29 protein-coding genes and 1 pseudogene are annotated in these 25257 nt (G+C 43.7%); 7 read left to right on the forward strand and 23 right to left on the reverse strand.

Translation table 11 applies throughout. The features are described from left to right. The first annotated feature begins 12 nt into the window (after positions 1 to 12). Entirely contained in the window at positions 13 to 1179 is a 1167-nt protein-coding gene (locus CHH91_RS03020; protein WP_095221842.1) for a cation:proton antiporter, read from the forward strand. 22 nt (positions 1180 to 1201) lie between these two features. Here CHH91_RS03020 and CHH91_RS03025 read toward each other — a convergent pair whose 3' ends face one another. The 10 genes from CHH91_RS03025 to CHH91_RS03070 all read right to left on the reverse strand — a co-directional run bounded on the left by CHH91_RS03025 (position 1202) and on the right by CHH91_RS03070 (position 7845). Then, a complete protein-coding gene (locus tag CHH91_RS03025) occupies positions 1202 to 1534 on the reverse strand; it encodes a CHY zinc finger protein (protein WP_095221844.1) in 333 nt (110 codons plus the stop codon). Between the two features lies 1 nt (position 1535). Further along, positions 1536 to 2063, reverse strand: a complete 528-nt coding sequence (gene lepB / locus CHH91_RS03030; protein ID WP_095221846.1) for a signal peptidase I — start codon at positions 2061 to 2063, stop codon at positions 1536 to 1538. Positions 2064 to 2175: 112 nt separating this feature from the next. Continuing rightward, a complete protein-coding gene (locus CHH91_RS03035; protein ID WP_095221847.1) occupies positions 2176 to 2661 on the reverse strand; it encodes a YbaK/EbsC family protein in 486 nt (161 codons plus the stop codon). A 75-nt stretch (positions 2662 to 2736) separates the two neighbouring features. Next, positions 2737 to 3315: an AAA family ATPase gene (locus tag CHH91_RS03040; protein ID WP_095221849.1), complete on the reverse strand. Its 579-nt coding sequence runs from the start codon at positions 3313 to 3315 to the stop codon at positions 2737 to 2739. Further along, entirely contained in the window at positions 3312 to 3665 is a 354-nt protein-coding gene (locus tag CHH91_RS03045) for a VOC family protein (protein ID WP_095221850.1), read from the reverse strand. Before CHH91_RS03045 ends, CHH91_RS03040 begins: the two co-directional genes overlap by 4 nt. A gap of 94 nt (positions 3666 to 3759) precedes the next feature. Beyond that, complete coding sequence (locus tag CHH91_RS03050) at positions 3760 to 4338, reverse strand: hypothetical protein (RefSeq protein ID WP_095221852.1); 579 nt, start codon at positions 4336 to 4338, stop codon at positions 3760 to 3762. A gap of 1 nt (position 4339) precedes the next feature. Further along, positions 4340 to 5227 carry a helix-turn-helix domain-containing protein gene (locus tag CHH91_RS03055; RefSeq protein ID WP_095221854.1) on the reverse strand — a complete coding sequence of 296 codons (888 nt, stop codon included), beginning with the start codon at positions 5225 to 5227 and terminating at the stop codon, positions 4340 to 4342. Positions 5228 to 5466: 239 nt separating this feature from the next. Continuing rightward, a complete protein-coding gene (locus CHH91_RS03060) occupies positions 5467 to 6051 on the reverse strand; it encodes an LOG family protein (protein ID WP_095221856.1) in 585 nt (194 codons plus the stop codon). A 12-nt stretch (positions 6052 to 6063) separates the two neighbouring features. Then, entirely contained in the window at positions 6064 to 7149 is a 1086-nt protein-coding gene (locus CHH91_RS03065) for a DNA alkylation repair protein (protein ID WP_095221858.1), read from the reverse strand. Between the two features lie 69 nt (positions 7150 to 7218). Beyond that, entirely contained in the window at positions 7219 to 7845 is a 627-nt protein-coding gene (locus CHH91_RS03070; protein ID WP_095221860.1) for a LysE family translocator, read from the reverse strand. Positions 7846 to 7919: 74 nt separating this feature from the next. On the opposite strand from CHH91_RS03070, the gene CHH91_RS03075 reads away from it, so the two are divergent. Continuing rightward, positions 7920 to 8429 carry a GNAT family N-acetyltransferase gene (locus tag CHH91_RS03075; protein WP_286160679.1) on the forward strand — a complete coding sequence of 170 codons (510 nt, stop codon included), beginning with the start codon at positions 7920 to 7922 and terminating at the stop codon, positions 8427 to 8429. A gap of 75 nt (positions 8430 to 8504) precedes the next feature. Beyond that, entirely contained in the window at positions 8505 to 8963 is a 459-nt protein-coding gene (locus CHH91_RS03080) for a YrvL family regulatory protein (RefSeq protein ID WP_286160683.1), read from the forward strand. Between the two features lie 22 nt (positions 8964 to 8985). On the opposite strand, the gene CHH91_RS03085 is transcribed toward CHH91_RS03080, so the two are convergent. The 9 genes and pseudogenes from CHH91_RS03085 to CHH91_RS21165 all read right to left on the reverse strand — a co-directional run bounded on the left by CHH91_RS03085 (position 8986) and on the right by CHH91_RS21165 (position 15676). After that, complete coding sequence (locus CHH91_RS03085) at positions 8986 to 9105, reverse strand: YjcZ family sporulation protein (RefSeq protein WP_084160736.1); 120 nt, start codon at positions 9103 to 9105, stop codon at positions 8986 to 8988. Between the two features lie 161 nt (positions 9106 to 9266). After that, a complete protein-coding gene (locus CHH91_RS03090) occupies positions 9267 to 9467 on the reverse strand; it encodes a stress-induced protein, KGG, repeat-containing protein (protein ID WP_095221865.1) in 201 nt (66 codons plus the stop codon). 230 nt (positions 9468 to 9697) lie between these two features. Then, positions 9698 to 11959: an endonuclease gene (locus CHH91_RS03095; protein WP_483372384.1), complete on the reverse strand. Its 2262-nt coding sequence runs from the start codon at positions 11957 to 11959 to the stop codon at positions 9698 to 9700. 203 nt (positions 11960 to 12162) lie between these two features. After that, the gene (locus CHH91_RS03100) at positions 12163 to 13572 is read right to left on the reverse strand and encodes a DUF1565 domain-containing protein (protein WP_095221869.1); all 1410 of its coding nucleotides are present in this window, start codon (positions 13570 to 13572) and stop codon (positions 12163 to 12165) included. A gap of 112 nt (positions 13573 to 13684) precedes the next feature. After that, positions 13685 to 14080 carry a thiol-disulfide oxidoreductase DCC family protein gene (locus tag CHH91_RS03105; RefSeq protein ID WP_095221870.1) on the reverse strand — a complete coding sequence of 132 codons (396 nt, stop codon included), beginning with the start codon at positions 14078 to 14080 and terminating at the stop codon, positions 13685 to 13687. A 16-nt stretch (positions 14081 to 14096) separates the two neighbouring features. Then, a complete protein-coding gene (locus tag CHH91_RS03110; RefSeq protein ID WP_095221872.1) occupies positions 14097 to 14600 on the reverse strand; it encodes a hypothetical protein in 504 nt (167 codons plus the stop codon). After that, complete coding sequence (locus CHH91_RS03115; RefSeq protein ID WP_095221874.1) at positions 14597 to 14863, reverse strand: hypothetical protein; 267 nt, start codon at positions 14861 to 14863, stop codon at positions 14597 to 14599. Before CHH91_RS03115 ends, CHH91_RS03110 begins: the two co-directional genes overlap by 4 nt. Continuing rightward, positions 14860 to 15429, reverse strand: a pseudogene (locus CHH91_RS03120) (DEAD/DEAH box helicase family protein). The gene CHH91_RS03115 and the pseudogene CHH91_RS03120 overlap by 4 nt, the downstream one beginning before the upstream one ends. Before the next feature lie 112 nt (positions 15430 to 15541). Beyond that, a complete protein-coding gene (locus CHH91_RS21165) occupies positions 15542 to 15676 on the reverse strand; it encodes a hypothetical protein (protein ID WP_286160680.1) in 135 nt (44 codons plus the stop codon). Between the two features lie 167 nt (positions 15677 to 15843). Here CHH91_RS21165 and CHH91_RS03125 point away from each other — a divergent pair, with 167 nt between their 5' ends. Beyond that, positions 15844 to 16776: an LCP family glycopolymer transferase gene (locus tag CHH91_RS03125; protein ID WP_095221876.1), complete on the forward strand. Its 933-nt coding sequence runs from the start codon at positions 15844 to 15846 to the stop codon at positions 16774 to 16776. Positions 16777 to 16809: 33 nt separating this feature from the next. Here CHH91_RS03125 and CHH91_RS03130 read toward each other — a convergent pair whose 3' ends face one another. Then, the gene (locus tag CHH91_RS03130; protein WP_095221878.1) at positions 16810 to 17478 is read right to left on the reverse strand and encodes a YoaK family protein; all 669 of its coding nucleotides are present in this window, start codon (positions 17476 to 17478) and stop codon (positions 16810 to 16812) included. Between the two features lie 76 nt (positions 17479 to 17554). On the opposite strand from CHH91_RS03130, the gene CHH91_RS03135 reads away from it, so the two are divergent. The 3 genes from CHH91_RS03135 to CHH91_RS03145 are packed head-to-tail and all read left to right on the forward strand — an operon-like array spanning position 17555 to position 19651. After that, positions 17555 to 18154 (forward strand): DUF1232 domain-containing protein, encoded by a 600-nt coding sequence (locus CHH91_RS03135; RefSeq protein WP_095221880.1) that lies wholly within the window; start codon positions 17555 to 17557, stop codon positions 18152 to 18154. A gap of 14 nt (positions 18155 to 18168) precedes the next feature. Next, positions 18169 to 18813, forward strand: a complete 645-nt coding sequence (locus CHH91_RS03140) for a DedA family protein (RefSeq protein ID WP_095221882.1) — start codon at positions 18169 to 18171, stop codon at positions 18811 to 18813. Further along, positions 18806 to 19651 (forward strand): undecaprenyl-diphosphate phosphatase, encoded by an 846-nt coding sequence (locus tag CHH91_RS03145; RefSeq protein ID WP_095221884.1) that lies wholly within the window; start codon positions 18806 to 18808, stop codon positions 19649 to 19651. The genes CHH91_RS03140 and CHH91_RS03145 overlap by 8 nt, the downstream gene beginning before the upstream one ends. A gap of 124 nt (positions 19652 to 19775) precedes the next feature. Here CHH91_RS03145 and CHH91_RS03150 read toward each other — a convergent pair whose 3' ends face one another. From CHH91_RS03150 to CHH91_RS03160, 3 genes are all read right to left on the reverse strand, one after another. After that, positions 19776 to 20522 carry an SDR family oxidoreductase gene (locus CHH91_RS03150; RefSeq protein ID WP_095221886.1) on the reverse strand — a complete coding sequence of 249 codons (747 nt, stop codon included), beginning with the start codon at positions 20520 to 20522 and terminating at the stop codon, positions 19776 to 19778. A gap of 245 nt (positions 20523 to 20767) precedes the next feature. Beyond that, positions 20768 to 23812: an isoleucine--tRNA ligase gene (ileS, locus tag CHH91_RS03155; RefSeq protein WP_095221887.1), complete on the reverse strand. Its 3045-nt coding sequence runs from the start codon at positions 23810 to 23812 to the stop codon at positions 20768 to 20770. A gap of 371 nt (positions 23813 to 24183) precedes the next feature. Then, entirely contained in the window at positions 24184 to 25152 is a 969-nt protein-coding gene (locus CHH91_RS03160; protein WP_483372382.1) for an ABC transporter substrate-binding protein, read from the reverse strand. Positions 25153 to 25257: the final 105 nt, after the last annotated feature.

Raw genomic sequence — 25257 nt, forward strand, 5'->3', positions numbered from 1 at the left:
AAGGAGTAAGATATGGAATTCATTTTGCACTTAGCTTTAATTTTGTTGTTTACGAAAATTGCTGGTCAGCTAGCCTTAAAAATTGGGCAGCCATCTGTTTTGGGGGAGCTGCTTGCCGGTGTCATTCTTGGTCCTGCCGTACTCGGCTGGATACAGCAAACTTCCTTCATCCATGAATTCTCCGAAATCGGAGTACTTGTCCTCATGTTCATTGCCGGACTGGAAACAGATCTGCAACAGCTGAAAGAAAACTGGAAATCCGCTTTTGCAGTTGCTGTTCTGGGTGTTCTTTTCCCCTTCATCGGTGGTTACAGCCTCGCACTTGCATTTGGGATGAGTCAGGGACATGCACTTTTTCTAGCTTTGCTATTCTGCGCGACGAGTGTCAGCATTTCTGTCCAGGCATTAAAGGAAATGAACAAGCTGAATTCAAGAGAAGGTACGACAATCCTTGGAGCTGCAGTCGTTGACGATATCCTCGTCGTTGTCTTGCTTGCTGTACTTATGAGTGTGCTAGGCACAGGCGAATCAGTCAGTCTTGGTGCATTAATCGGGAAGAAAGTACTCTTCTTCGGGGTTATCATCGTCGCTTGCATTTGGCTGATTCCGCTAGTCATGAAACTGTTTGCCCGTCTCCAAGTAAGTGAAGCAATCGTATCAGGCGGCATCATCCTAGCACTTGTGTTCAGCTACTTTGCTGAGTACATGGGTGTCGCAGGCATTATCGGGGCATTTGCAGCTGGGATTGCCATTTCCCAAACCAAGCATAAAGAAGTCATTGAGCATAAATTAGAGCCAATCGCTTACGGTGTGTTTGTTCCGGTCTTCTTTGTCAGCATAGGCTTGAACATCAGTTTCGAAGGAGTTGGATCACAGCTTCTTTTCATTGTGCTTATCAGCATTATGGCTATTGTGACGAAGCTTCTAGGCGGTGCGCTGGGCGCAAGGCTGACAGGCTTCAATGGAAGATCCTCCTTGGCAGTCGGAACTGGTATGGTTTCAAGAGGCGAAGTTGCCTTGATCATTGCCGGTACTGGCTTAAGCTCCGGTTTACTTGATCCGGAATATTACACAAGTATTATCATAATGGTTATTGTGACAACACTTGTAACGCCGTCCATGCTGAAATTTATCTTCTCCAAAACAGGAGATACCTCACAGCAGCGGTCTGTATCTTAAAACAAACGAAAGAGACTGTCAGTCAACGACAGTCTCTTTCTATTCGCTCAAAATATAGATGATAATGCAGCTGACAACCAGGGTTGAATGCTGCATCACATGCCGGACAATGGTCTGTATCCATATACTGATCGATACGGAGCGTAGTTTTACACACACCGCATAGTATTGCTTTCTCATCGAATTGATCTTTCGGCCAGACTACGGCCTCATGACCGGCTGTTTCTTCATGGCATTGGTGACAAGGGTAAAATTGATTACAGCAAGCAAACTTAATTGCTATGACATCCAATGGAGAGTGATAATGAACGCACCTTGTCTCCGAATCTACTGTCTTTCCATGTACATGACACATATTAATTTCCTATGTGGAAATCAGAAAATGGATAGAAGGTCATCTTCACTTCTCCGATTACTTCTTCCTCTGAAATGAAACCGAACATACGGCTGTCTTTACTGTTTGTACGGTTATCACCCATGACAAATACTTTACCTTCAGGTACCTTTTCCTCGCCGGTCAATTCCTTCAGTTTGAAATCACCAGTAACCATATCATCCGGCAAATAAGATTGATCCTGCGCTTCACCATTCACATACAGCACATTATCTATAACCTCAATTGTATCCCCAGGCAGACCGATAACCCGCTTGATATAGTGGGCATCCGCATCGGGTGCGTTGAATACCACAATATCATTTCGCTCTATTTTCGAAACCTTGCTGACAATGACATGATCGCTATCCTGGTATGTCGGGAGCATTGACTCTCCATGCACCGTTGACGGTGTAAACAGGAAATATCGGCAGCCAAAAGCAATAATGACAGCAATCCCGATTGCTCGCAACCAAGAAAATATCTCTTTTTTTGTATTATTTTCTGACATAATTCTTTCTCCTAACCTATCTTTTTGTGAAGTATAGGGTACATGCTAAGTTTAGCAGTGTCAGAGATAGAAGCAAAGCGGAACCCCTTGTATGCAACAGCCATTACTTTCGTCAGCTATTGTCAGCCCAGCCCTTGCAAACATCTACCCATTCTTTTCCCTTGCCGTATTCGGCAAGTTCTTCACAAGTCAGCTCTATTGCCGAGTTACTGCTGCCACAGGCCGGAAAAACCGTAGTAAAACGTTTTAACGAGATGTCCATATAAACAGGCAAATCATTTATCAATCCAAACGGGCAAACCCCTCCGACAGCATGTCCTGTTTGTTCTAACGTTTCATCAGCAGAAAGCATCCGTGCCTTTACCCCGAGTAGTTCTTTAAACTTTTTATTATCGATTTTTGCATCACCTGCAGCAACGATCAGCACAGATTCCCCATCTTCCCTGCCTCTGAAAGCTAACGTCTTCGCGATGCGTGCAGGCTCCACTTCGAGTGCAGCAGCAGCTAGATCTACAGTGGCACTAGATAAATCGAGCTCTATGATATCTTTGCTTCGATTGTAATTCGCTAAATAATCTTTTACGTTTTCGATACTCATTTTATGTACCACCTTTTTTGAGGCATTATCGTATATGCATAGTTAGTCGCACATCTTTTGGGACAGCCACAAACTCTATCTCCACCTTGAGGTTAATCGTTGCCAATATGCCTTCCACCAGGAACGGTGATCCTTTTTCAGATGAAGACCTGTTTGTCTGCCGATTGCTTCGACTACCTCGGCTATCGACATATTATCTGTAACCAGCTTATTTTCGAAAATTGGGTTTGAGAGACCTTGTATGCACCGTGGTATCTGCTGCACAGCCCAGGAAATCTGCTTGTTGCCCCGTTTGGCAAGGCGTGCACGTAAGGTCTCCTCAGAAGCAGTTAGTACGAGATGATAGGTTTGGTGTCCTTCCATTCGCAAATTCCCAATGATCTCTTTGTAGTAAGTCGGGTCAGTGATTGTCATTGGAACAATAATGACATCTTCCGTATTTGCAGCTATATAAGCCAGATGCTCATATACGATGGAACGCCAGAGCTCATGCTCCTGGAAATCCGGTTTCTGCATCGATTTCGGTATATGCTTCCTTATGTAAAAACCTGCTTCTTCAGGGTCATAGATGAATGCATTCGGCAGCCGATGCCGTAAAGCTATCGCAGTTTGTGTCTTTCCTGCACCGAATGCTCCATTAATCCAAATAATCATGTACGCCGTTCACACACCATGACGATATTGCCATCAGGATCCTCGAAATTGAAGAAAGCGACTGCTTCATCTTTCTCTAGTTCCCGGACAATCTTGCCCCCTTGTTCTCTGACCTTTTCATATGCGAGTCCAACATCTTTCGTCTCAAGCATGAAGGCAGGACGGATACCCGATGCATTATTCCGGTTATCATCGATAACAAGTCCTCTTCCATCAGCTGTTTCCATAAACTGCACCGGTCCCGATGTTGGTTGCGGTTGGGGCTTACCTAAAAGATTTGCATACCAATTTGCCGTCTTATTCACATCTTTTACATGCACAAACACACTGCCAATTTGGAAATCTGACACACCGCAACACTTCCCTTTTTGAATATTTTACCATAAGGAGTGAACTGGTAATATAGGCAATAGGTTAGAAGAGAACATAAAAAGGACAAGCATATTAGGTATGCTGCCCTTTTAGACGGTACGTTGCTTGTTCATCTGTGTAATCCAAGTTAGGTATGACTACTGTCAGCACAAAGAACAGCAGGCTTATTCCGATGCTTATTAGAATTGGTAACTCTATCGCCGCTTTCCACAGGTCTACACCCAACTGCAGAAGCATATGATAAAGGATGCTGAAAATAAAAATATAGCTGTATCTTAGAATTCGCCCCTCAATTCTAATCCAAAAGACAGCCAAAGGAAGCAGGAACGCAGCAAGTCCAAGTGATACGCCGGCTAGTTGAACAGATACCTCTAATGACAATTCGTTTGATAGAATATGATACTGCCTTGCTACGTGCAGCAAGCCGGGAAATAAAGCCAGCCATGCTCCGCTCAACAAAATACAATTACACAGGAGTCTCATGTAAGCCGCTATTCCTTGTACCGGCCGATGAATAACCTTGCGTGTAAACATTTCTGAAATCACGAGTAACAAAGGAATAGGAATCCATATGAAAAGCACCTCACCAGGCACACCTTGCCTCAAATACAAAATGAAAAGCTGAATGATATTTAAAAGTATATCAAGCATATCAACTCAGTTCCTCCTCAAATGCCAGATTGACTGGCTCATCCTGCAGAGTATATGTCATATCTATATTCGTAGTCGGAACAGACTCATCCACTTCCTCAAAACGAAACCCATCTGCCCAAACCTTTCCTTTTCCGGATAAGATAACTCCAAATGAAATGACGGCACTATTCTCCGGTACATCAAGCACAATGCGATACCGAGTCCAATTTGTCGTTCCCAGGATTGGGCGGTTGCTCATGTTATCGAATTGGACAATATCATCAGATGTATTGTCTACTCGCATCCACATGCTGGCAAAGCTTTGTACATCTTCTGTCTTGATGAAGCAAGTCAGCTGCAGCCTTTTTTTTATATAATTTGCTGCTTTGAATTGCTGCATCATCGTGGCAAATTCCTCCGCTCCCATGACCGTTTTCGATTTCAGATAACCTGATGCTTTCCCTTGATGTACATGTTTATAGTCAATCCCCATTTCATAATTGTGAGGATCGGAACCGCTTAGTATCCACCCTCGTACTTGTTTATCCTCCATTTTTTCCTCCTTCTGATGCAGAGCAGCTCGCATCATACGTCTGTATTTTCCTGGCGGAAGGCCGTAATGCTTTTTGAAAACCCTGGTAAATGACTCTTGAGATTCAAAGTGAAACATGAACGCGATATCGAGTATTCCTAATTCAGTATGCAGCAGTGCAGCTGACGCTCCAGCCAGCCTCCTTCTGCGGATATAATCTGTGAACGACAATCCAACGGAAGACTGGAATAATCGATGAAAATGGAATTTGGAGAATCCGGCTTCACGTGCAACTTGGTCGGCAGTAAGAGGTTCATGTAAATTGTTTTCGATAAAAGAAATAGCTCTTTGTACAGTCGTTTCATTCCCCTGCACTTGCTCACCTCCTTAGTTAAAGCTTAACTTAAAAATATATTGCGCTTTTGATAATTTTTGCTGAGTTGTAAAAATATCCTGATATACTGGACAGCAAGCACTGGGAACGCGATGTCCAAGTAGTGTGACACACGAAGAAGAAAAAGTGAGAGGTATATATCATTATAGGAACTGCTGTTTCAATGGACTTATGCTTAATCGGAAGAAGAAATCTTCGGTAAATAAAAAAGCAGACGCTTTCACGTCTGCTCTGGTCGCCTTATATAGGTTTTTACTTCCGGTGCTTCATATTGACGGAACTTCTCCAGAAGACTTGCAGGCTCCGTATCTGTTAGTGTCATCGACCGGTGCTTTTCATGCATAAACTGCTCATCTGCCATATGGTCAAATAAACTTACCAGCAGATCATAATAGCCATCCACATTCAAAATACCAAGTGGCTTTTTATGCAATCCAAGCTGTGCCCATGTGAAGATCTCGAAAAACTCTTCCAGCGTACCTGGTCCTCCAGGAAGTGCGATGAAGCCATCTGCTAACTCTGCCATTTTCGCTTTTCGTTCATGCATGGAAGAAACGACAATCAGCTCAGATACATGTGAGTGAGCAATTTCCCTCTTCTCCAGAAATTCAGGCATCACACCAATCACTTGGCCGCCTGCTTGCATGGCTCCATTCGCTACTGCCCCCATCAATCCTACACTTGCCCCGCCATATACAAGTGTAAAACCTTGGGCTGCCAGTGTCTTCCCTAACTCTTTAGCCACGGCGATGTATGCTGGCGAAGCGCCAACGCTAGAGCCGCAGAATACTGCAATGCGTTTCATCTCTCCACTCCTTTACTTGATCAGTTCCAGATTTGTATGGGCTACTTCCACCCCATTGGCAAGCAGTACAATACGGTGTATACCCGGATAATGAACCCTGGTGGTCAAGTCTTTCCAATTGTGGACTCGTTCTTTCGCGATACTCTCTCCCGCTGTAAATATCCGATCCGACAGGAGAAATTTTTTTCGGGAAATTCCGCGCTTTTTTATGAAGTCTATTGCATACTCTATACGCAGCTTCGCCTGCTTCTTCACATTAAAAGAATATGTCATCGTCACTGCCTCACCGATGTTTACGCTATGACGATCCGTAACTATCCTGGCGTCAGCCAGCATTTCAGCTGCTTCCTCATAACCGAATAAAGCCATTATCTCTGGTTCCCCGCTTCGCAGCAGTGTACGACAGCCATGCCGGATGATCCAGTCTGTTTCTGATGAAAAACCGCTCCAGCGTTTTGCCGTCAAAATGACTTTGTTTGGATTATCCTTGGCAATATCATTCAAATTATTGGCAACACTTTTCCGTACATACAAAGAGGCGTCTGCTTTCAATAATTCCAGCACTTCTAATATAGGACTTGGATCTTCTTTGAACTGACGAATTGCCTGCCCCCATGGCAGCCTCGGACGACAGCCTTCACTTGCCAGACGCCGCACATGATGATCATCAGATTGCGCCCATTCCACCATTCGTTTCATAATCCGATCAGGGGCCCTGATAAGAAACGGCCTGATTGCAAATTCTGCAGTCGAACGCTTTGTGAATTGCTCCAATGCCTGCAGCGATATTTCTTCATGCTCTGGTTCCACCCCGAAAACCTCGACAAAATCGGGGATAAACAAATAAGGAAACCCCTCACACTGGTCCTGAATAGCAAGCAGAATCCCTAATGCTTCTGGATAATTCTCCGGAAGAAAGGAACCGAGTACCATGCTGATCCGGCGTATTCGACCCTTTAATTCGAGTTCTGCCCATTCAGCATCCATCACTGTATCAACGAATTTTCTTTCATCAAAATCATGATGAGCTTGTTTCACCTTGAAAGCGAAACCTTTCAGGAAATCCTCCGTATATATTGCTTTCAAGGGTTCTGCCACAACTACCGCCTCCAGGAAATTATATCTATATTCTACAGGAAAAAAGCGGTAAACTACAAATAGCCTTTGTCAGAGGATACTTTTTAAAAATTGGGTGAAGAAAAGGACAGCAAAATAACTTAGAACTAATCCCGCTCCAATGGAGACCCATTTGACAAATGTTTCGTTTACGACCCTTCTTGTACCTGCGACGATACTCATCAGACCGATATCATGCACTTGGATACCTGCCAGAATACCGAGTCCAGCGATAATGAAGGAAAGCTCGTTTCCTTCTGAAAAACTGCTTGATAAAAAGGTACCAAAAACGCTTATCCAAAACACGAGGTTACTAGGTGAAATTGCTACAAGCAGTCCGTTTTTGTAAGAGGATAGCAGTTTTTTTGTCGATTTCTCACCGTTGATCATAATCTGCTTGTCCGCATTTTTGATACTGTCATAGGCAATATACAACAAGAAGAGAGCACCAAGCAGCCACATGCCCGTCTGAATTGCAGGGGTTGCCAAAATCGGGGCAAGACCAAGAAAAAGAGCGACCATCAACAGAAAGTCAACCGTCATACCGCCTATTCCCACCATCCAGCCGTGTACAAAACCATTCTTTAAGCCTTGTTTGGTCATCTCAATCGTAACTGTACCAACTGGGAGAGCGATAGACAATCCTAAAAGCACATTTGTCAGAAACAAAGATAACAAGAGTATCACCGCCTATCATAATATACTAAATATACATAATACTGTTTAATCATACAATGAGAGGAGCATATAGATTGTCCAAACAAAAACAAATTCATCTGCGTCCCATATCCGTTTCCGATGCGCCGACCTTATTTCAATTCTGGTCCGATCCGGATGTGACTGCTTTTATGAATATCAACCCAATGCTGTCTGTAGAACAGGCGGAAGAGATGATTTTATACCTGACGCAGCTGGAACATGCTGGTCGCTATACAATCGTTCTGGAAGATGACACAATCGTAGGTACTTGCGGATTCAACTACATTGATGCCGAGAATCAACGCGGAGAAATTGGCTATGAAATAGGAAAGGAATATTGGAGAAGGGGTTATATGAGCCAAGCATTGCAAGCTTTAATCGAGGAAGGTTTCCATACGTTAAAGTTGAACCGAATTGAAGCAAAGGTGGAGCCGGGTAATGCACCTTCGCGTCGTCTGCTCAAAAAAGCCGGCTTTCATGAAGAAGGTATTCTACGTGAATATGAAAAATTGAATGGTGTTTTCCTGGATATGGTCATGTATAGCCTGCTTCACTCTGACTAATCATCTATATGAAACTTTTAAATAGATTATTCGTATGAAGTGTCAGAGAGAATGCATGAGGTGATAGCAGTGACAATGTGGCAGCGCAAAGGTAAAAGAAACAGAGAATCCAAGATTTCGGTAACAATAATCTTAACCATACTTGTTGGATTTTCCCTCGCTTTTGTAGCCGCCCTCTACTATTTTGGTTTTCTTGGTGCCTTCAGCATCCTTGGTGTTGCTTATGAATCACCCAAGCATTTGGCCGTATTCGTCGGTGTATATCTTGTTCTAAGTATTTTCGGTGAGTTATTTGCAAAAGCTCTCTATTATATTCTCACTAAGAAGCATAAGACACAGACCTTATATGAGTTTATGATAGCTTTTTCTTTGAACTTTTTAATGAATTGGATTGCAATCTCCATTGTGAATGGCTTATACGAACCTGTACATTTAGTATGGTATACGGAAATTGTTGTTACAGCTTTCATTGCCCTGACAGAGGTAACCTTGGATCATGAAAAGAAAAAAAGAAGAAGAAACCGCGGTACATAACCGCGGTTTCTTTTCCTATTGATTAGTAACCGTAGCCGCCTCCAACGTAAGAAGCACCGATGATGATCAACAAAATGAAAAGTACTACTAGAAGCGCGAAGCCGCTGCCGTATCCTTTTCCGCCGCCGTAACTTTCAGACATGATATCCCTCCTTTTTGACTCAAGTCATTCTATGTATGTTCCCTTGGATGCGTACCGGTTATCATGGAATAAACAGCCCAATAATCAATAAAAAAATCGCTCCCGAATCAATGATTTCGGAAGCGATCACTTTTTTCTTTTCATTTGTTCACACTGCTTTCTTAATTACTGCTGTTTTTATTGGAATTTCCGCCCTTAGAGCCGATCTCCTGAAAATGCTTCTTATCATGGGCGTCTGCGTTAGCATTACCGCCTTTAGTACCAATCTCTCTATAGAAGTCTTTATCATGGTTATTGGATGTTGCTTGTCCGCCTTTTCTGCCCGCTTCTTCATTACTCATTTTGTTATTGTTCTGTGTCATGATAGTCTCCTCCTCCAGATATGCGTCTCTTTCACATTACTTTAACGAAGCGCAGCCACGCTTAATAAATGTATTCCCGATAAACGGTTACTTAAACAAAATCAGATTCAGAGTCAGAAGGAGGCGTCAGGGTTTTATGCTTAGATTGTGATTAACAAACAGCCATAACAGGAGGTTATGAAGAGGAATGAAAAAGGAAGCAGGGATGACTCCCCTGCTTCTCCATATTTTTATGCAGCACATTTCCAGCTTTTATCGTGACCTTTGCCTTTCCCATTTCCTTTGTCTGCACCTTTATGTTTCCCATTATCAGTTTTACATGGAACCGGCTCTTCCGCTTGAGCTGACTTGACGATATTATCCGTTGCAACAGGTTTTAGCTGATACGTATCATTGAAGATAGATGAAATACCTGTAATATCAACTTTTTCTCCTTCTTGGAACTGTGAAGTGAAGGCATCATGATTCAATCCAATTCGATTGTCTACTCGCACACGCGTCACGTTTCCATCGGCTGCTTCTGCATCAAACTCAAACGTCCCATATGTGCCGACCGCTTCGATATTCTGGATTGTCACTTCACTAAGTTTGACAAGCTGCCCTTGGTTCGTGTCATCAACCACAGAAACGGACTTAGGTGCTGGTACCTCTGCTTGGCCAATAATTTCGGACTTGATGATATCCGTTACTTCCACTTCTCCGTTATAGGTAGTTTTTACAGCGCTGATTTGGACAAGGTCCCCTGCTTTAAAGCTGTCACTGTCTTGAAAAACATAAATACCGGCAGTGTCGTCTTGTACATAGAAACCTTTCCCGCCAAAGCTGCCCGGGGTTGATGTTACAACGCCCTCTATCGTAACGACCTCTCCATCCTGTACATTGCGCGCTTCCTCAATAGCTACCTGCTGCGGGAGCTCCACCTCGTCTTCCGGCAAGGGTTCTGTTTCAACGTTTCCGACCTGTACAGACTTAGTCAGAAGATTGCTGCCATCCTTGCGAAGCCGCAAGCTTGCTGTACCATCCGCAGTCGACGGATTCAATTGGGCAGGTACATCTGCTACAGCTCTTCCTGTCGCATCTGCAGTGACAGAGAAACTGCTGCTATATCCATAGCTGCTCGGCCAAGACCCGGTCGTATTGAACTTCCCGATTTGCTGTCCACCCGGTAAGTAAGCACCTAGCTGCAAACCAGTCAGCGTTTCACCCGGCTCCAGATCTTCCACCACAACTCGCACGCTGAATTCCTGCTGTGTTGGTAAAGTAGCAGGCGTCACAACGTCGTATGTTGGATTGGATGCTGCTTCATCAGATCCGTAGGAACCAGCGGCAAACGTGCTCGGATCATACCAGCGATATCCGGCTGGCGGATTAGACCATGGTTCTGCTTGTGTTTCAGTAGTTTGCTCTGGATTTTCATTGATTGTAGCTGTTTCAAGCAGGGGAGTCTCCTCACTCAAAGAAATAGATGTTTCCTCAAAGCTTGAATAGCTTTCCTTTTCACTCAACCACTCCATAACATTAAGCAGATACTGCCCGTTATTACCTTCTCCTGTAAAGCCATCATACGTACGTTTCGTTCTGCCGCTGTCCTCGCGAAGATACTTAGGTGTAGCATCTTCTACAGGCGATGAGTCGCCAATGAATGCAGCTTTACCTTGCTCGACTTTGGATATTGCCGCAAAAGCACCTTCATCTATTCCACCGCCAGCGTAAACTCCCTGGTCGACAGCATTCGGCCAAGCTGGAATATTTTCCGGGAAATAAATTAAGCCTTTGGATTTCGTCGGGTCGAGAATTGTCAATGTAGCTCCTGCGTGTGATTCAACGACTTCAATACCTTCTGTAATCCCAAAGGAATCAGATGGCTCGACCACAGTCTGTCCAGATTCAATATCTCCTACAGCATTGAATCGGAAGCGGATGCCGAAATTATCTCCTAGCCAGTCGGAGCTCTCTACACCTTGCATTCGATCAGAATTTGCTTCATCAGCCGACATACCTTTAGCTGGATCTTCAAAAGCTCCTCGGCGATAACCATTAAAGATTTCTCCAGAGTCCCAACGGTTGTAGTTGCGATCGGCATTATAATGATCTCCGATGAAGAAGATACTGCCGCCCTCCTGCGTGTAGCGCAGCATCGCATCCTGCTCTGATGTCTTGAAAGGGATGTTCGGTTCCGGAATGACGAAAACATCGTACGCACTAATATCCTCATACGTGATAGCGGATGTTTTTCGTAATTCCTTCACGTAGTAGCCTTCCTCAGCCAAGGCATTACCAAAATCAGAAAAAGCACCATCAATAACCCAGTCTGCCGCACCAGCAGTCTGTCCATGTGTATTATCAAATAAGACCTTTTTTCCGTTCGCCTCCCCCTTTGGCTGTATTTCCGGTGCAGGGTCAGCTGCAGTTTCAGCTTGACTTTGTACTGCATAACCGAAGACTGTAAAAGGAATAAGCAAAACAGCCAATACGAAGAACTTCCAATCCATCGCTCTTTTCACGAGCAGATTCCTCCCTTAATTTAATAGATTAAGCATAGCAAATACTCGTCTACATTTGTATTCGTTTACACAAATGCTACAAAGATAAGAGAATATTTACGCAGCTGTAATCCTATTATGTAAAAGGAAGATTTATTATCATCCCACAACCTTCATACAAAAAAACCTGCATGCTCAGCATGCAGGTTTTTTCAGTCTATGACTGCTTGTGCTGTGGTTCCTTCTTTCAGGGTGAAATCCTTACTGGAGGCGTCCATGTAATGCACTTCTATATAAGCCGAATCCTCTTCTTGTCCGGTTGCTTCCTTATAACTGGCAAAATCGCTATATTCTTGCTGTCTCCACACCCAGCTGTTTTCTTTGTCTTTATCGTATACATTTCTAGTCATGGAAGTATTGCTGTTTGTTTGGAAGTCATTTGCGATAAATAGACCATTCTTGCCGGCTGTGAACACATTATATGAAATCTCATTGCCGCTAATATCATGCTGCAGAAGCAGCTGACCGCCATAAAGGTCTTTTGTGTCATTTCTGAAAAGCACGTTATAGGTGATAGACGAATTTTTAGTTCCGCCTCGCTCCTCGTCATAGCCTCCAATTGAAATGCCTGTATAGTTATTTTCATATACTTCGTTTTCAGTAATTTCAATGTTATCAGCGTAATGTCCTTTATGCTCAGAAGTTGCTTCAATACCTAGATCATTTCGGAAAACTGTATTCGCTTTTATTTTGATATTCTTAGCACCATCTACATAAATGCCGCCTGCAGAGTAATCTTCTCCATATGCCGGATTGCCATAAGAAGAGTTATCATGCACTACATTGCCCTGAACTGTTCCGTTCCGTACATAATCTGCATCAGGGTCTTCCGATGTACCCTCATATCCAATCAGATCAATTCCGATATTGTTGTTATGGCGAACGGTATTGCCTGTTACAGCAAATCCATCGATATTACCGTTCAGCACAACTGCTTCACTAAGACCAAGGGTTAATTCCTCAACAATATTATCCATAACCCGTATTTGTTCCATTTTGCCGGTTCCATATACTGCGATGCCGTGGGCATTGCCTTCATCCGAAGCGTTCCCTATATGGTGGATATGATTTTGAATGATAGTAATATGAGAGCTATTGCCCGTTACGAGGATACCCATCACAGCAAAGTCTGGAGAATCCACATTTAAATCCTGAATGGTTAGTCCTTGTATTGTGATGTATTCGTTGTCATCAACATTCACAAGTGCTGTATCTTCTTCCATTACCTTTTCTTTTCCGCTGATGACCACTTCTTCATCTTCAAAATTCCGAATGATAACTGGTGCCTCTTTCGCTCCGCTATGGACAGATTCAAATCCATCCGTATAAGTTCCTCCACGAATATAAACGGTTGTACCTGCGGTGGCATGATCCACAGCTGCCTGTATCGTACGAAGGGGCTTTTCTTTCGTTCCTTCATTCTCATCGTTGCCATCAGTAGCAACGAATAGCTGTTTGGGAGCGGTCACTGCTTCCACTTCCTTCTTGTTGTTCGACGCAATCGAATAGATGCCCACGCCAATCAAGCACAGTACGATTGCGGCCAGAATCGTTATTCTCATTAGCTGACTCTTTTCTATGCAAAATTTGCCGTTCTTGGCTACTGCTAGTATGATACCGTTCATTAGGCAATTTGTATAGGAGTCCTGCTCAATCTTCACAATATCTTTATTCTCACAAAAATCGCTCTTTTAATTCGGGTGATGGCAGCATGCATTGATCTTGTTTGCCGAACCAGCGGTAACGATTTTTAGCCACATATCGGTAAACCATATCTCGAATTGGCCGCGGAATGATAAGAGCTGCAGCAGCCAATTTCCATACACCATCCAGATTTCGGGCGATACGCAAAATCGCACTGGATTGCATATAAACCTTGCCATTTTCCACAAGTATGATGCTGTCTACGTTATCCGGAATTTGCTTAGTCTCTTTCAGCTGTCCGCCAAAATCGCTTTGGAGGGAGGCGAAATTGAAGTAAGCAGCTTCGTCATGTTTGATGATAAATTGGACACTGCTATTACATAAGTTGCAAACACCATCAAAAAGAATGATTGCCTTGCTATCCATTCTATCCCTCCTTCTGTTATTCACTCACTCTATTATGAAGCATCAATTCATTCTCCCTTGTTAGATAGGTCGTCTTATAAACTTCCTGCCGATCCAAGTTCTTTTCCATCAATGTTACATAATATGTTTCCTTTTCCCCCGGAACGATTTCAATAACCGTTTCTCTCGTGAAACGCTCTCCGAATAGCTCCCACCTTTCTACTTTTCCTGTTTCCGCAGGGAATCCTCCGTTTTCTTCCTGACCATGCCGCTGTGTAACGAATATAATTGCTTCCCTGGCAGAATAACCTGGATCGATGTCTCCCTTCTCATCAATTGGAGGCGATGCCGATTGCACCTGACCAATAAGGAAAACCGTCAAGTAAGCTAGGATTGGCACATACAGCACCAGCCATCCGATACGCGCCTTTTTCGTTATATATATTAGACCGAGTTCGATCAAAGCGAACAGTATCGCCAAAAATGCACCTAGACCAGCAGCAAACAGAAAAGCAGCAGAACTTTGAGAGGAAAGACTCAAGACTGCAAACGGCAGTCCCCTAATCCATGCAGTGCAATATAAAGTCCTATCTTCCCCGGATCAACTGGTTTTACTTTCCTGCTGATCAGCCTGGAAATGCAGATGCCATAAATAAAAATAAAAGGACTCATATACATAGCGAAGATAAGTGCTCCTCCAATGCTTATGTCCTGATCCATCTGTAAAAAGCCGTTTAAACCGACACATAAAGAAAACATACTAACAAGTAAAAAGCCTGCACCAAATTTATGCCCGATGTTCATTGCATATCCTCTAAACCAAAATGCTGAATGATCACCTCTGCTGTCTCAGAAGCCGAGAGATCATCGGTTTGAAGCCGTAGATAATTTGTTGCCTTGATTTCTCCCTCTCTTGATTGAAGGCGCCTTGTTTCCATCGTGCGGAGAAGATCCGCTTCCGAAAAGGCAATATTCCTTTTTGTCGGCTTATGCTCCAAACGGTTCTCGGTTACGTTGCGTTTCAATCTGATATCGACATCTGCTTACAATTCGACGAAATAGACTGTTATACGCTGCTGTTTAAAGATTGCACACATTCTATCAACCGTTTCCCAATCTTCCTGACTTGAAAAATCCCATACATAAGTGAATATAAAACCCGGAAGATTTGTCTTAGCTACCGATTGGAATATTTCTTCTCTAAAAAGCGTGGATAGACGCCACATTTCCTCACTAAATCCGAAGAAAGGTACTAGCAAATCGATTGTCATATGATTGTGCAGCAATCGATATCCCATCCGTTTCTCAAGCTCTTGCCCGACTGTCATTTTCCCGACAGCCTGCGGACCAAATAGTAAGATGACTTTCACAAAACCACCCCTTTTCCTAAGTGTATCAATAATAAAGTAATATTTGTAAATTTTTGTATGGATGAAAGACGCATGGAAAAAACCGCAGAGCACGCAGCCCTGCGGTTTCGCCTTAGAAGAATAGTTTGATAAATTTATGTGCAGCATCCAGTAGTTGATTGCAAGCTGTAGGGATGACAGTGAAGAGTGCGAGCAGAAGAGCCAGATTATCTTTTGGCTGTTTTGGATTGGTTGGGGAATCCTTCATGGCAGACATTCCTCCCTTCAAAAACTCATCGGGCAGGTCTGTTGCTGGGAAGTAAAGTCCGATAACTGTTACGATACAGTTAGTATCCCTCATGTGCTGATAATTATGTATGCTGTTGACAAAATGTCAACAACAGCGTACCTTTTAATGGTTAGGGGGATACGCAAATGGAAAAACAACGGCACACAAGACGTAAGAAGAAGCGACGAATAGGCAGGTATATCCTACTCATCCTCCTTGTGCTCCTAATTGGGGCTGGTTCCTTCCTTTTCCTTACTGCAAAAGATGTAAAGCAGACGGTGGACGGTATACAGAAGGAATCTGCAGCTATTGATGATGGCGTAACATCGGAAAAAGTGAAGAACAAAGAGCGCATCAATATCCTGCTGCTTGGTGTTGATGAACGTGATGGTGATGCAGGACGCTCTGATGCGCTTTTGATGATGTCCTTGGATCCTGCTTCAGAATCAATGGATTTAATCAGTATCCCACGGGATACGCGTACAGAAATTGTCGGTCACGGTACAGTGGATAAGATCAATCACGCCTACGCATTTGGCGGAGTGGATATGTCCATTAATACGGTTGAAAACCTTTTTGATACGGATATTGATTATTTCGTGGAGATAAATATGGAAGGATTATCCGATCTGGTTGATGCTGTTGGCGGAATAACTGTACAGAATGAATTAGACTGGTATGATGAAGGATTTTATAAGAAGGACTATCATTATAAAAAAGGCGAAATCACCCTGGATGGTCCTCAGGCTCTTGGTTATGCAAGGATGAGACATTTGGATCCGGAAGGTGATTTCGGGAGGAATGCCCGTCAGCGCCAAGTGATCGAAGCTGTGATCAATAAAGGAGCAAGCATTAAATCGGTTAACAAGATTGACGAACTACTTAAAGTGATGGGCAATAATGTACAGACGAATCTTAATCTTTCTTCCATGCAGCATTTGTTTACAGATTACCGGAATGTCCGGCAGTCTGTCCAAGAACATGAGATGAAAGGACAAGGTACAACCATTGATGGTATCTACTATCTGCTCATCCCTGATGAAGAGATTCAAACCATACATGATAGCATCAGCAAATAAAGCGATCCACAACGGATCGCTTTTTTCTACTAGTCATGCAATAGATTTTTCCTTCTGTAATAAAAATGCGGCAAATAACAAAATGACTGCAACCCATAAACTGTGAAGACCAATCATTCGTTCACTAAAGCTACCGAGTGCGGCACCAAGCAGATAGAGGAGAATTGCTGCTCCTCTAAGATAAGTATCAACCATGGATTGTGACCTACGAGTAACCCAGTCTGCGATTCCTTCAACAAAGGCAGCCAGCGTGCTAGTCAACACTGTGGAGGAAACCCCAGCGACCTTCATATTCCTGCCAGCAATGGTCTGCATTCCCATAGCTGCACTTAAAGACACCAATAACACAATAGACCAGATAGAGGAAGCCGGTACGAAGAGTACGCACAATGCAATGATTGTCAGCCACACAAACTCGGCAAACACTATTCTTCTTGGCTCTCCTTTTTCTTTTCCAACTATTTTAGTTGCTAAGATTCCTATGACAAATCCAAGTAAAGCAAATAATGCGTTACTGATTACGACCTGCCTTGCATCTCCTAAACCAATTCCAAGGAGAACGATATTCCCTGTCATATTTGCAGTAAACACATGTGCTAATCCGATATATCCCAATACATCGACAAGTCCTGAAACGACACATAGAATCAAAACTGCCGCTTGAAAATTTCTATGCACTTCCATCCCTTCTTTCTCTTTCATTTCTACCTCATTTATTGACAAATTGTCAACACTCTTGTACCTTTAACAGGTGATTGAACAAAGGAGGCATCTTTTCATGCAAATGAATGACAAGCTAATCACATTATTGAAGCATAAAACCAAAGAAAAAGGTTTATCGATGCGTGCTTTAAGCAGGCAAACTGGCATCGATCCAGCAATTGTTTCCAAGATCATGAATGGAAAACGCAATGCAACGGTAAATCATTTACATAAATTGAGCCAATCATTGGACGTGCCCCTTGAAGAATTAATGACTGCAGCCGGCTTTATTGAATCCGCACCGATTGATGGGCAGCAGCATCTACTAGCTCTTTGTCAGCAAGCTGATCCAGATTTCAGTCAGGGACGCGTAGAAAAACAGCTTGCTTCATACGAGGAAGTCGCACTTACTGATGGCGGAAAACAAATTATTGACGAGAAATTCGAAGAGAAGCTTCATGCAGTTGGAAGTGTCGGCAAGCTTGTCAAAGACTTGAAGCAGATGTACGTCAAGTTTCAGACCGGCGCGGGATCTAAACGTGAATTGATCATTCTCGGAGCAGCATTGTTATATTTCATCAATCCAATTGATGCGCTTCCTGATTATATTTTCCCTTTTGGATATCTGGATGATACCTTGGCAGTGCATTCCGCTATGCAGGCTACCAATAAATAAAAGGAGAAACGCTTGTGGAATCTTGGATGACTGACCTAATGGAAACCTACGGATATCCTGCCATTCTTTTTTTGATGGCTTTTGAGAATGTCTTTCCGCCAATTCCTTCCGAAATCATTCTTCTATTCGGGGGCTTTCTCGCTGCCACTACCAGCGTAAGTCCCGTAGGTGTAATTTTGTCCGCAACTGTTGGGGCTATGCTCGGAAGCGTTATATTGTATTGGGTCGGAAAGCTTTTCAATCTGGAACGGCTCGAGGCTTGGGTGGAACGCTGGGGTCGATATTTGAAATTAAAAAGTTCCCATTTACATAAAGCAGATAGCTGGTTTGATAAATATGGCGTATGGACAGTATTCCTATGCCGATTCATTCCTGTCGTACGAAGTCTCATATCGATTCCGGCAGGTATGGCGAATATGCATTTCGGCTTGTTTCTTCTCTATTCCACTTTTGGCACGTTAATTTGGAACGCTGTCATGGTCATGCTTGGTGTATGGCTTGGCGCATCATGGGAAAGTGTAGAAACATACCTGGGTTATTATCAATACGGCGTTCTTGCTTTAGCACTACTTGTTTTAGCAGGTGCTGGAATCTGGTTCCTGCGAAAGCTCCGGAAGAAGAACACAATTCAAACAGTAAGGAAGAAAACAAATGTATGAAATTATTGTAGGGCTCATCATGGGCTTAGTGGAAGGGTTGACGGAGTTTGCTCCTGTCTCCTCCACCGGGCATATGATTATCGTAGACGATTTATGGCTGAATATTGATCAGCTTTTCAATAAGGAAGTTAGCATCACATTCATGGTCGTGATTCAGCTAGGTTCCATACTGGCTGCCGTGATTGTGTTCAAGGACCGATTCATGGACATACTCGGAATAAGAAAACTGCAGGGAAAGACGGAGCAGCTTCCAGGCAAGCAAGGTAAATTCAGCCTGGGAATTGTCATTACAGGTCTTATCCCGGCAGCAGTGCTCGGTTTCTTAGTGCAGGATATGGTGGACAACTATCTGTTTTCAATTATCACAGTGATTGCAGCACTCATTGCAGGTGCTATCCTCATGTTATTTGCAGACCGCCACACAAAAAAACATTCACCAACAGTCGAATCTTTGGATGAACTAACATATAAAAAGGCGTTCTTGATTGGCCTCTTCCAATGTATCGCTCTTTGGCCTGGGTTTTCCCGTTCTGGCTCGACCATCTCAGGAGGTGTCCTATTAGGACTGAATCACCGTGTAGCGTCTGACTTCACCTTTATCATGGCAGTTCCTGTCATGGCAGGTGCAAGTGCACTTACGCTTATGAAGCACTTGGATGCTTTCACTCTTGATGTCATTCCGTTCTTTGTTGCTGGATTTATCAGTGCGTTTGTTTTTGCACTGCTAGCAATACGGACTTTCCTAAGAATAATATCCAAGTACAAGCTTGTTCCATTTGCTATTTACCGCATTGTACTTGCTGCTGTTTTGCTGGTTGTCTTACTTGCAGCAAGCTGAAGAATTCATTGAAAAAGGCGATCTGATCAAATCAGATCGCCTTTTCCCTTTTTAGCGGAATCCTAGTTCATCCTGCTGTTCTTCCCACTATTTCCAGACTTGTTTTTCTTGTATTCCCGCTTCATCATCTGCGAAGGAAACCGCCTTCTGAATGAAGCTCTTGCCCCGTCACCCAATAGCCATCATCTCCGACTAGGAAACTGATAAGTCTTGCTGCATCATCCGGCTCTCCGATTCTCCCCATCGGAAATTGAGGAAGCAGGTGCTTTCTTATATCGTCTGTCATCCATGTACTGTCTGTCGGACCCGGATTGACTGCATTGACATTGATTCCAAGCGACGCCAAGTCAGCTGCAAGAGATTGGGTGAATGCCGTAATGGCACCCTTGGTAGCGATGTATGCCAGTTCATCGGGCATAGGCCCTTGGCTCTGACCAGAAGTGAGGTTTACGATACTTCCTCTGTCGGCTGGCCGATGCTTTTTGAAAAGTTTTGCGAATTCTGTGCAAAGCAGGAAGACACTTCTCATATTCACAGCATAATGACGATCAAGCTGAACCCTATCAAGTTCCTCGTAGCTGCCATTCTCTGAAAAAGCAGCACAATTGATTAATATAGCCGGGACTCCTAGCTGTTGCTGTACTTCTTGCAGAATAGTTTCGGCTGTCTCCGGTTGTTCTAGATCTGCTTCCATACCAATGCTTTTGACTCCGGCTTCTTTCAACTCGCTCCTAAGCTGATCAGGCCAGGTCTCACCTGCCCGCCAATATGTAAAAAAGATATCCAACCCTTGTTCTGCTAGCCGGCGGCATATTGCTGTACCAATGGAGCGTGGATACGAAACACCAGTTACTATTGCTATCTTAGTCATTTACAAAGAACCTCCTGTTTTCACGATCTCTAACATCTTTCGTGTACACACAAGGGAAATCCTATATATAAAGATTATTTCTTTTCAAAAATGCATATGTTTTTTTACCGTTTGTAGTGTAGTAATCACAATGCTGATTCACGGCTGGCTCCTTCTTTTCATTACAACAATGATCGGTACACTTATTCTGGCAATGCAGTATATTTGGTCAGCAAAAAAGCAGGAGTGCGCCTCCTGCTTCGGTGTCATCCAATTCCAATCTGCAGCTTTTCTTCTTCTACTTGGACAGCTTTGGCTGCCTTTTGCTTGTCATAGTAGATATTCTGAAGAACAAGATTCTGATGAAGCATATATTCATGACTTTTCAGTATATCCATGACAGAGGAACTCGCATCGACGTATAGGTTCACCCGCTTCTCAACAGGTAAATCGAGCTCTTTTCGATACGTCTGTACCTCTCGAATCACTTCTCTGACAAATCCCTCTTCTTTTAACTCCACTGTCAGCTCCGTATTGAGAAGAACGGTAATACCGCTTCCCTCTGAGAGTTCAAGATGATTGGAAGGCACTTTTTCTATCAAAACTTCTTCCTTCGTCAGTTTGATATCCTCTGCTAACCTTAATTCATCTGTAATCAGCAGTTCCTTAAGCTGATCCTGACTCACAAGTGTAAGAGCTTTTTTAGCTTCTCCTACACGCTTGCCAAGCCTAGGCCCAGCAGCTGCAAAGTCAAGCTTCGCAGTATACGTAAACAGGCCATCCTTTTCACCCAGCTCAATTTCCTTTACATTTGTTTCTTCTTTTATTGTTGTTAGATAGGAAACTAGGCTGACTGGTTCTTCAGTCGTGATGTACAGCGTGGAAAGTGGCTGTTTTGTCTTGATTCCAGCTGCATTCCTTGCTGCACGAGTAAGTTCTACAACCTGACGGACAGTCGTCATGTCCTGCTCAAGCTGTGTATTGATCAAATCGTCACGATGCTTTGGATAATCAGTCAAATGCACACTGCCGCTGGTTAACTGAAGATAGATGCTTTCGGCGATATAAGGTGTAAATGGTGCCAGGAGCTGTGCCGTTTTCTTCAATACTTCATAGAGCGTACTGAAGGCCGCACGTTTGTCCTCGGTCATGCCGCTGCTCCAGAACCGCTGACGTGATCTTCTTACATACCAATTGCTTAGCTCATCTAAGAATACGCCTAATTCTCTTGCGGCATTTGTTATATCGTACTGTTCCAGGTAATCGTTCACCTGTTTCGTAACGCTGTGAAGACGGGATAGGATCCATTCATCCAGTGTCGAACGAACTCCTCCATGATCGATTTCCCCATTAAATTGATCGATTTGCTGATAAAGCTGATAGAAGGAAAAGACGTTAGACAACGTGTCAATCATCTTTGATTTTGCTTGCGCAACAGTTCGTTCGGAGAAACGTTTATTGTTCCAAGGCGCGCTGTCGGAAAGGAGCGCCCACCTTAATGCATCTGCTCCGTATGTTTCCATCAGCTCCGTTGGGTTCAGCGCATTCCCTTTGCTTTTTGACATCTTCTGTCCATTTTCATCAAGTATATGGCCAAGAGACAAGACCCGTTTATAAGGTGTTTTTCCGGTTACCAACGTAGATACGGCAAGGAGACTGTAAAACCAACCTCTTGTCTGATCTACTCCCTCTATGACAACATCAGCGGGATACTGGCTTTCAAACAGCTTTTTGTCACCGAACGGATAATGGTACTGCGCAAATGGCATCGAACCGCTGTCGAACCAGACATCGATGACTTCACTCGTACGCTGCATAGCATCACCACACTCGCAGCGAAGCTGGATTTGATCTACATATGGCTTATGCAGTTCTACATCTTCCGGTACAGAACCAATTGCTTCCTGCCTCAGCTCCGCGATGGATCCGGGCGCTTTTTCTTTGCCGCATTTGCAGGTCCAAACATTTAACGGCGTGCCCCAATACCGGTTCCTGCCGATATTCCAGTCAACCATATTGTCGAGGAATTTACCGAAACGACCTTGCTGCATATGACCTGGATGCCACTCGACCTGCCGGTTATTCTCCTGCATCTTCTCCTTCACATCCGTCATCCGGATGAACCAGCCCTCCATCGCGTAATACAGGAGCGGAGAGTCGCAGCGCCAGCAATGCGGATAGCTATGAGTGTATTTTTCTTTATGGAATAGCCTGTTTTTCTCTGCAAGTAGCTTGATAATGTCCACATCGCAATCCTTCACGAAACGGCCAGCAAGCGGTGTGATTTCCTCTGTATATCTCCCTTTTCCATCCACAATGTGGACAAAATCAAGACCATTATCCTGCACGACGCGATAGTCATCTTCACCGTAAGCCGGAGCAATATGCACAAGACCGGTTCCGCTTTGATCTGTAACGAAGTCCGCCAGTACTACTTGATGCCCTTTCTTTATTTGCACATAAGAGAACGGCGCTTCATAGCGGACATTTGCCAATTCCTTTCCTTTACAGGATGCTACGACTTGAAAATCTCCTTTGAATAATTTCTTTGCCAATCCTTCTGCAACGATGTACTTCTCATTATCCAGCTGGACCGTCACATAAGTAAGCTCAGGATGTACAGCAATTGCGGTATTCGCCGGCAGCGTCCAAGGTGTAGTCGTCCAGCCTAGCAGATATTCGTCAGTCGTGCCTTTGACTAAAAACTTAGCCGTTGCAGATAAATCTGATACATCTTTGTAGCCTTGAGCTACTTCATGTGAGCTCAGAGATGTTCCACAATGCGGACAATACGGAACAACTCTATGTCCCTTATACAACAAACCTTCCCTATGGATGTGCGATAAGATATGCCATACCGATTCGATATAGCTGTTATCCAGCGTGACGTACGGATCCTCCATATCGACCCAATAGCCAAGAGCTTCCGTAAACTGCTTCCACTCCCGCTCGTACGTGAATACACTTTCTTTACACTTCTCGATAAAACGCTCTATACCGTATGTCTCGATCTGCTCTTTACCGCTTATCTTCAGCTGCTTCTCCACTTCCAACTCGACTGGCAAACCATGTGTATCCCAACCTGCCTTCCGCTTGACCTGATAGCCGTCCATCGTTTTATAGCGGGCGATAAAGTCTTTAATCGTCCTTCCCAAAGCATGCCCTGCATGCGGCATACCATTTGCAGTTGGCGGTCCTTCGTAAAATACGTACGGCTTCTTTCCTTCCCTGTTCCGAACAGAAGCGTGAAAAGTATCATTCTCCTGCCAATACTCCCGTATTTCCTGCTCTTTTACAGCTGCTTTCTTCATCCCTTTCACTCCTTTAGATAAAATAAAAAACCCGGCACTGCATACACAGCGCCGGGATTTACCGAAAAATTCCAAAATAAAAAAACCATAAGTAGGGTTTTTAGTCGGAAACACTACGTACTATCATACGCGTTCCTTGTATCGGTGGAAAACCGTCAAAGCCTACATATCGGCCTTGCTTCTCGGAGAGGATTTTTCATCATGACCTTATCATCGACTTGCACCAACCGTCGACTCTCTAAAGATAAGCTGTCTTGACTACTTGTTCTCGTCAGCGAATTACTTATGTTTTTTACAAGATTACAGCTACTTCTAGTATATGTCAAATACAAAAAACTTCTCCCCCATTTTTCACAGGGAAGAAGTTTCTCTTACTTCACTAAGCTCTCAACTGCATCGTCCACGATTTGCTCATTCGCAATCGGACCAGTGTACAGCCAGCTTGTTTCTTTATCATATTTATAGACATTGCCGTCTTTGATAGCTGGTACATTTGCAAGCAATGGATCATCCAGGATTTCAGATCCGTCGCCTTCATCGCTATTGACCAAGAAGAGGTGGTCAACATCCATCTCAGCCAGTTGCTCAAGAGAAACTGGATTCCAGTTTGCTGTTGCACCTTCGGAAATTTCCTTAACGCCTTCTGGAACTGTAAGACCTAGGTCACCGTAAAGGACCGCACCGCTGGATAGGTTCTCACTTACAATGTAAAGCTGTCCGCCAACAAGCCAGATAGCAGCTGCGGATTCATCGCCAATTGCACCTTGGATTTGTTCTTTTGCATCTGCTGCTTTTGCATCATAATCATCAAGCACCTTTTGTGCTTCATCCTCTTTACCGAAGATCTCTCCGACTGTTTGCAATTCTTTGCGCCAGTCGCCGTTTTCTTCTGTGCCCATTACATATGTAGGGGCAATTTTATTGTACTGCTCGTACTTATCGCCTTCTACCATGGAAGCAGAATCCATGATGATCAAGTCTGGTTTAAAGCTTGCCACCGCCTCAAAGGGAAGTGTGGAATCAATTGTTGGCACGTCTTTCAAGCTATCTTGTAAGTAACCTTGTGGATCGCCATTATTTACAGACCATTGCGCTACTGGTGTGATATCAAGTGCTACAAGGTTGTCCTCCAAATAGGAAGCAAGTACATTTTCAGGGTTTGCAGGGATTTCTATTTCATGGCCCATTGCATCCGTAACTGTACGTGTTTCACTGCTCTTTTGATCGGAGGAGTTATTTTCAGCATTATCACTTGAATCGTTGTTGCCGCAACCTGTTATAATGAATACAACACTGGCGAAGACTGCCAGCAGTAAAAACATACTCTTTCTTTTGAACAAGGGACTCACCTCTTGGTTTATGTTATCATATTAGATGATAACAATTCTCATTATCAATTACAAGCATCATTTCATTCATTTGGTATACATAGAGTGCAGAAAGCG

This window comes from Virgibacillus sp. 7505 (assembly GCF_002272135.1).
GTDB lineage: Bacteria > Bacillota > Bacilli > Bacillales > Amphibacillaceae > Terribacillus.